This window comes from Alkalihalophilus lindianensis, assembly GCF_032843265.1.
In the GTDB taxonomy this organism is placed as follows: Bacteria; Bacillota; Bacilli; order Bacillales; family Bacillaceae_D; genus Alkalihalophilus; species Alkalihalophilus lindianensis.
The window spans coordinates 1-279 of record NZ_JAWJBA010000210.1 but is presented as its reverse complement, the minus strand read 5'-3'; the positions used below and the strand labels follow the sequence as shown (position 1 = coordinate 279).

Here is a 279-nt window from a genome sequence, read left to right as displayed (position 1 = left end):
CTAAAGAGTAAATCATGCTTTTCTTGGCGAGATAATCCTTTTACTTGGTCGGTTGCATTTTTTACATTTTTTCCTTCCTTGCGTAACATCCAATAGCAATGTGCATTGAGTGCGTTGCGATGAGCATCTTCATGACGCCAACGAAAATAATCTTCAACAGTTTTTGCATTGGGCAGTATACAAATTCGAGCATCAAAAGTTGCCATCTCACCATGTAATACACTGAATTTTGCACTGGCTTCTGCGGCTAAAATAGAAATAATTTTTCGTGTTTTACGA

Annotated in this window: 1 pseudogene; it reads right to left on the bottom strand. The window is 37.6% G+C overall.

Going from position 1 to position 279, the window contains the following annotated elements:
- Positions 1–279, bottom strand: a pseudogene (locus tag RYX56_RS21965) (hypothetical protein); the annotation flags it as partial.